Source organism: Gordonibacter sp. (genome assembly GCF_036667095.1).
Lineage (GTDB): Bacteria > Actinomycetota > Coriobacteriia > Coriobacteriales > Eggerthellaceae > Gordonibacter.
In genome coordinates, this window is record NZ_JAVWUP010000151.1 from 1 (window position 1) to 5,971 (window position 5,971).

The 5,971-nt window shown below is 60.4% G+C and carries 7 protein-coding genes, 1 pseudogene and 1 riboswitch; of the genes and pseudogenes, 2 read left to right on the forward strand and 6 right to left on the reverse strand.

Annotated features, from left to right (window positions below; all coding sequences use genetic code 11):
• Positions 1–404: 404 nt before the first annotated feature.
• Positions 405–725: a DUF1292 domain-containing protein gene (locus tag RR842_RS11100; RefSeq protein ID WP_332512911.1), complete on the forward strand. Its 321-nt coding sequence runs from the start codon at positions 405–407 to the stop codon at positions 723–725.
• Between the two features lie 111 nt (positions 726–836).
• Here RR842_RS11100 and RR842_RS11105 read toward each other — a convergent pair whose 3' ends face one another.
• From RR842_RS11105 to RR842_RS11130, 6 genes are all read right to left on the reverse strand, one after another.
• The gene (locus RR842_RS11105; protein WP_332517623.1) at positions 837–1,034 is read right to left on the reverse strand and encodes a hypothetical protein; all 198 of its coding nucleotides are present in this window, start codon (positions 1,032–1,034) and stop codon (positions 837–839) included.
• A gap of 269 nt (positions 1,035–1,303) precedes the next feature.
• On the reverse strand, positions 1,304–1,717 hold the full coding sequence (locus RR842_RS11110) for a pyridoxamine 5'-phosphate oxidase family protein (protein ID WP_332512914.1): 414 nt from the start codon (positions 1,715–1,717) through the stop codon (positions 1,304–1,306).
• A 56-nt stretch (positions 1,718–1,773) separates the two neighbouring features.
• Positions 1,774–2,580 (reverse strand): energy-coupling factor transporter transmembrane protein EcfT, encoded by an 807-nt coding sequence (locus RR842_RS11115; RefSeq protein WP_332729769.1) that lies wholly within the window; start codon positions 2,578–2,580, stop codon positions 1,774–1,776.
• A 2-nt stretch (positions 2,581–2,582) separates the two neighbouring features.
• Positions 2,583–3,635, reverse strand: coding sequence for an energy-coupling factor transporter ATPase (locus tag RR842_RS11120; protein WP_332729770.1), 1,053 nt, complete (start codon positions 3,633–3,635; stop codon positions 2,583–2,585).
• A complete protein-coding gene (locus RR842_RS11125; RefSeq protein WP_332729771.1) occupies positions 3,611–4,432 on the reverse strand; it encodes an energy-coupling factor transporter ATPase in 822 nt (273 codons plus the stop codon). Before RR842_RS11125 ends, RR842_RS11120 begins: the two co-directional genes overlap by 25 nt.
• A gap of 114 nt (positions 4,433–4,546) precedes the next feature.
• The gene (locus RR842_RS11130; RefSeq protein ID WP_332521268.1) at positions 4,547–5,140 is read right to left on the reverse strand and encodes an ECF transporter S component; all 594 of its coding nucleotides are present in this window, start codon (positions 5,138–5,140) and stop codon (positions 4,547–4,549) included.
• A gap of 159 nt (positions 5,141–5,299) precedes the next feature.
• A riboswitch (FMN riboswitch) is annotated at positions 5,300–5,492 on the reverse strand.
• Between the two features lie 166 nt (positions 5,493–5,658).
• Here RR842_RS11130 and RR842_RS11135 point away from each other — a divergent pair.
• Positions 5,659–5,971, forward strand: a pseudogene (locus tag RR842_RS11135) (alanine:cation symporter family protein); the annotation flags it as partial.

The window sequence follows — 5,971 nt, forward strand, 5'->3', positions numbered from 1 at the left end:
GTAAGTCCGTGGGAGGATAGGGCGTCGCGCTCGCAAAGGGTGCTCTTCGTATGCCGCAGGCCCCCGGATCGCAGGATCCGGGGGCCTGCGTGCGTTTCAGGGGGCCTGCGCACGGTACCCCGCGGCGCCGCCGGTGGCGCGTGCATAGGCGGGGGAGGCGGCGCGGCTGGTGCGCGGCGCTTGCGAGCACGGTGCGGTCCTTTTGCTACGCAGCCCCGTACCGTGTCCCGTGCGCTGCTCAGGGCGGATGGGTAGCGAAGGCGGTTGCGGAGGGGTCTCGTGAAGGGGGGCCGGAAACCGGCGTGGTGGCCGATCGGCCGTGCACGATATGCTATGCTGCTATGAAACGTGAGTGCCGTGCGCTGCCGCAGGGTGAGCGCGGCCGTGTGAGAAAGGAAACGTGCATGCGCGAAGGAAGCGCCCCGAATTTCTGCCCGCCCACTGAAGAGGGTGTGCTGTTGGAGTTTATCGACGAGAACGGCGATGCAGTCGAACTTGAGTTCCTAGGACTGATCCTGCACGGAGAGCGCCGCTACGGCTTCTTCTTTCCGGTATCTGAGGACGCTCCTGCGGGCTCGTCGGGCGAAGTGCTGTTGCTGGAAGTGACAGAGCTTGATGAAGACGGCCAGCCGTCCGAGTTTGAGTTAGTGGATGACGAGGGCGTGGCGGCTGAGGTATACGCAGATTTCTGCCAAGCTACGAAAGCTCTCTACGACTTCGAGTAAAAACAGCACGCCCCGTCCTTCGACGGGGCGTGCTGTGGTGACGCGGTTCTTTTGCTTTGCTCTCTCGGTGCGGGTGGGCGACGACAGAGGATCGTGCGAGGATTGGCCGACTTACTGTCGGCCGAACTGGTCCCAGCCGCCGTCAGGTTTGACGAGTTCGGATTGTGCAATTGCCGCAAGGTACATGACCTCATGGTTGATGGCCTTTTCCAGCCGGCATACCTCTTCTTCGGTTGTTGCCAAGGAGAAGATGTGTTCGGTGGCGATTTTGATCGCCCTGAGTTGCATCTCGTAATCCTCGTTTCCCATTGCGCGCCCCCGCATTTCGACATATGATTCTATTGCATATATAAGCTAATAACTACTGTTTTATCTGCATACTATAAAGTATAGTTTACGCTATTTCGGTGTGTCGCTACTAGCCTTTTCGCCCATGGAGAATAATACACTGAAAGCCCAACTTGGTGCCAGTATTGCAGAATTGCGCACAGCGGCCGGTATTATCTCCGATAAAGTGTGGGCTGCTCATACGCTTGAGGAAGCAGGTCTCGCGTCGGGGGCTTAGAGCGTTGCAAGCCTTACAGGTCGACGGGGTTCCAGCTGCCATCGATATCGCAGATCCAGGCTTGCGCGTCCGTGAAGGAGAAGAAGGTGAGCACGGGGTCGCTTGCACCCTCGTAGCTTTCCCCTAATCCTACCATATGGTCGAAGCCAGCTTGCCGCACCTCGTCGTTCGCGCGGTCGTCGAGGTCGGCGCTGCCTCGCAAGATGATCCAGCCGCTGCCGGGCTTCCAGGCGGTCAACTCGAACTGGGGGTTCTCTTGCAATTCGCGGTACACGTCTTTGGTGGTGGCGGTGCAAAACCAAATACGCCCGTCCTGCTCGGCAGCGAAGCTGAAGGGGCGGACATGGGGCTGGTCGCCTTCGACGGTGGCCAGGTACCAGGCGGGAACGCTGGTCAAGTAGTCTACGATGGTTTGATTTCCGGTCATGGTGGTTTCCTTTCGTCGGGTTGGCTCTGCGCGGGGTTATGCCGCGGTTTGCTGTTCTAGTGGGGAATGAGATTCGTGGCCATGATAAGCGCCAGCATGGCTGCTATAGCAACCGCCCCCCACGCGTCACGACGCGTGTAGGCCAGAACGTGCAGACGCGTGCGGCCGGGGCCGCCGTGGTAGCAGCGTGCATCCATGGCCAAAGACAGCGTCTCAGCGTGGCGGAAGGCACTGGTAAACAGCGGTACCATGAGCGAGCTGATGAGGGATAAGCCGCCTTTGAACGGGTTCGCCGTAAAGGTGGCCCCGCGACTGATCTGGGCGCGGTAGATCGTTTGCAGCTCGAGCATGAACTGGGGCAGGAAACGCAAGGCGATACCCATGATCATAGCCAGCTCATGGGCAGGCAGGCCAATGCGCGCAAAAGGTGCGAGCAGGTATTCGAAGGCATCGGTGATGTCCAGCGTGGCTGTGGTCAGGGTGAGTAGGCTCATTCCCAGAAGCAGAAGCAGGAGGCGACATCCCAGGAACGCGGCCGACACAAGACCTGCCTCGCTGATGCGGAAAATCCACCATTCGACGAGTACGGTGCCTCCTTGCACGAAGAACACGTTCAGCAAGGCGGTAATTGCCACGATGAAGAGCAGGGGCCCCACAGAGCGGAAAGCGGCTCCTAGAGGGATATCGGCCAACGCGAAGAACCCCAGCACGAAGACGGCGGATACAGCCAGCCCCCAGAACGTTTGAGCCACGAATGCCACCGCGGTGAAAGCCAGTGCCAGCAGCAGTTTGGCACGCGGGTCCATGCGGTGCAGGGGGCTCGTGCCTGGTCGGTAGCGTCCGAATACGGCAATATCGGGCATGGCTAGCCTTGGCTTTCTCTGGAGGGGCTGCTGCTGTCGGACAAGGTGCCGGCGGATGCCTTGTCCGCGACCGCCGTTTTCGTCCTGTTGGCTGCGATGTCGTCAGCAAGCACCTCTGCGTCATAGAGCGCGTGCGGCAGATCGAATCCGCAGGCGCGCAGCTCATCTGCCAGCTTTTGAGCAGCCGGAACATCCAAGCCGATGGCACGCAACTCGTCGCCGCGGGCGAACACTTCGGCAGGCGTGCCCAAGGCGAACAGGGTTCCTTCGTTCAATACCAGGACACGGTCGGCCAGCCGGGCCAGATCGTCCATGCTATGCGACACCATGACAACGGTGAGGCCGCCGGCGTGCAGCTCGTCGATAAGGTCGAGGAACTCGGTGCGTGCCAAGGGGTCCAAGCCTGCCACCGGTTCATCGAGCACCAGTACACGCGGCCCCATGGCTAGTACGCCGGCGAACGCCACCCGGCGCTGCTGGCCTCCCGACAGTTCGAAGGGGCTGCGCTCGCATACGTCGTCGAAGGGGAGGTGTACTTGGTCGAGCGCTGTCCGCACGCGGCGATCAACCTCGTTGTCATCCAGTTTCAGATTGCGCGGCCCAAAAGCCACGTCGTCGTACACGGTTGCAGCAAACAGCTGGTGCTCTGGGTACTGGAACACCACTCCCACCTGTCCACGGCATTTCTGCGCCACCTGCCGGTCGGCGAGGTCTTCTCCGTTGCACAGCACGCGTCCGCAGGTGGGATGCACAAGTCCGTTCATATGCTGGATCAGCGTGCTTTTTCCGCTGCCCGTGTGTCCGGCGATACCCAAAAACTCGCCGTCGCTTAAGGTGAAGTCGATGTCGCGCAGGGCCCATACCGCATCTGCGGCAGTTCCCCAGGCGGGCTTTCCGTGCGCTTCGAGCGAGGGCGCGTCCTCGGCTGCTAAGGCCGCTGCTTCTTGAGCGGCTTTAGCGGAGCGCTGTGCCTTCAGCGCGCGCTTGCGGCGCTTCTTTTCCTGACGATCGGGATTGGTATACGAATAGCCTACGCCCTCGAATGCAATCGGCATAGCTCCTCCTTCAGGTCGTTTGCATCCACGTGGGTCTTTACGTCCACTCCGCGCTGTTGCAGCAGCAGCGACAGCCGTGCGGCAAACGGTACGTCCAGGTTCAAGTGTTCCAGGAGGGCTGCTTGCACCAACACTTGGTCGGGCGTGCCGTCGAGCTGCACTCGACCCGCATCCATGACCACGACACGCTCTGCTTGGGCGGCTTCTTCCATGAAATGAGTGATCATTACGACGGTCATGCCGCGTGCGTGCAGTTCGTGGCATACACGCATGAGGCCCTTGCGCCCGCGCGGGTCCAGCATGGCGGTGGCTTCGTCTAGGATGAGGATATCTGGGTCCATGGCCAGCACGCCGGCAATGGCAACACGTTGTTTCTGCCCGCCGGAAAGCGCGCTCGTCTCGCGTTTGTCGAAGCCTTGCAGCCCTACATCGGCCAAGGCGTCTACAACCCGCTGGCGCAGCTTATCGGTGGACACGCCCAGATTCTCGGGGCCGAATGCCACATCGTTCTCGATGAGGCTGGCTACCAGCTGGTCGTCGGGGTTCTGGAATACGAGGCCCGCGTTGCTGCGGATGAAGTACGTGGATGCGGGGTCGCTCGTGTCGTGATCGAGCACGCGCGCGATACCTTCGTCGGGCACGAGCAGCGCGTTGATGTGTTTGGCCAAGGTCGACTTGCCCGACCCGTTGCCACCGAGCACGCATACGAACTGGCCGCGCTCGATGCGCAGGTCGATACCGTCCAGCACGAACGTCTCGCCGTCGTAGGAGAATCGTACGTCTGAGAATTCGATCAAGGATACGCTCCTTCTTGTTCCGGCCTCGTCTTTCGGACGGGGCGGGTAGGCTCTTTCGCGAGGATTTTTCTGATTGCTGCCTGCAAGGAAAGCGGGGCTTTCGAAGCTGGCTTCCTAGCGTCCTTTCACCTGCTTTTTCTTCGGCGTGATAAGGTTCGATACGCTCTTGTACACGATAAGCGTCAATATGCCGTTCAGCACGGCTTTTATCAGGTTGAACGGAGTTAGGATGGGAAGGATCATAGCAACAACCGCATCGAAGGGTACGCCCAAGTACAGGGGCGTGATAACCAGGTTGCCTAGGATCGCCATGACGGTGGCCCCGATGACGCTGAACACCAGGCCGACAACGGCGCTTTTGAACGTGCGTTTTTTGCGGTAGATGAACGCTGCCGGCAGCACGAAGCCCGCCACCACCAGGATGTTCATGATGGCGCCCGAGAAGTCTGCCAAAAGGATGCCGTGGATGACGGCGCTGACTGCGCCCACGGCAAGGCCAGCCGCCGGCCCGAAGGCGAATCCGCTGACCAGGGCTGGCATAGCCGAAGCATCGTACTTGAGGAAGGTGACGCCTGGCAACAAGGGGAACTCGATGAACGACAGCAAGGCGGACAGGGCGCACATCAGCGCCATCGTCACCAGCTGCCGGGTGTCCCATTTGTTCGTGTTGGAGAACGGAAGGTTCTGCTTGTCGTGCGCTGTGGTCATGATGACCTTCTTTCCGCGGGGCTCAAGCCTGTGCGGGTTCGCTTCTTAGCCTCGCAGAAAAAAGAAACGAGCCCGTATGAATTCCGATCATTCCATACGGGCTCGTTATTCGCATTCAGCTCGCCTTCGCGTATGCGCGTCGGACGAATCGTCGTGCGAACTCTGCCTCTTCCATCCGGACTTTAACCGTTGGTCCCGGAGTTTCACCGGTATCAGCCCACGAAGCGCGCTTCTGACAAGGGGTCAGGGGCGTGCCATCGCAGGGTCGCGGACTTTCGGCTTTGTGCGACGCATGCGCGTCGACGATCCGATTACCGCCAGTGAGGAATTTCACCTCGCCCTGAAACAGAATCCATCGCGGCCCATTGTAGCGCCCGGTACGCCGCGACGCAACCGCATGCCGGGCAGGTCTGGACAAATTGGTGAAACTGTGGAGAGAGCTTGTCGTTCGAGTGGTGCGATTTGCGGGCGGTGATATCTCGAACTTCGGCGCGCTTGCCACTGCGCTTGCCGCCACTATCGGCACGCCCATCTTGGTGTTCGGCATGGTGCGTTCTCGTATTCCGCGATCCTCGGATGGTCCTACTGCGGCAACCGGTGCGTCACGTACCTATTCGGTAAGCGTGCCATCATGCCTTACCAGACCCTGTGGAGCGGCGGCATTTTTGGGGGCCGTCGGCATCGGTAACGTGGTGTGGGCGGTGTCCGACATCGGCAATGCGCTCATGGCCATTCCCAACATCGTGGCCATCCTGCTGTTGTCGGGGCTGGTCACGCGTGAGACGCGCCACTATGTGTACGACAATCATACAGCAGAGATCAACGACGATC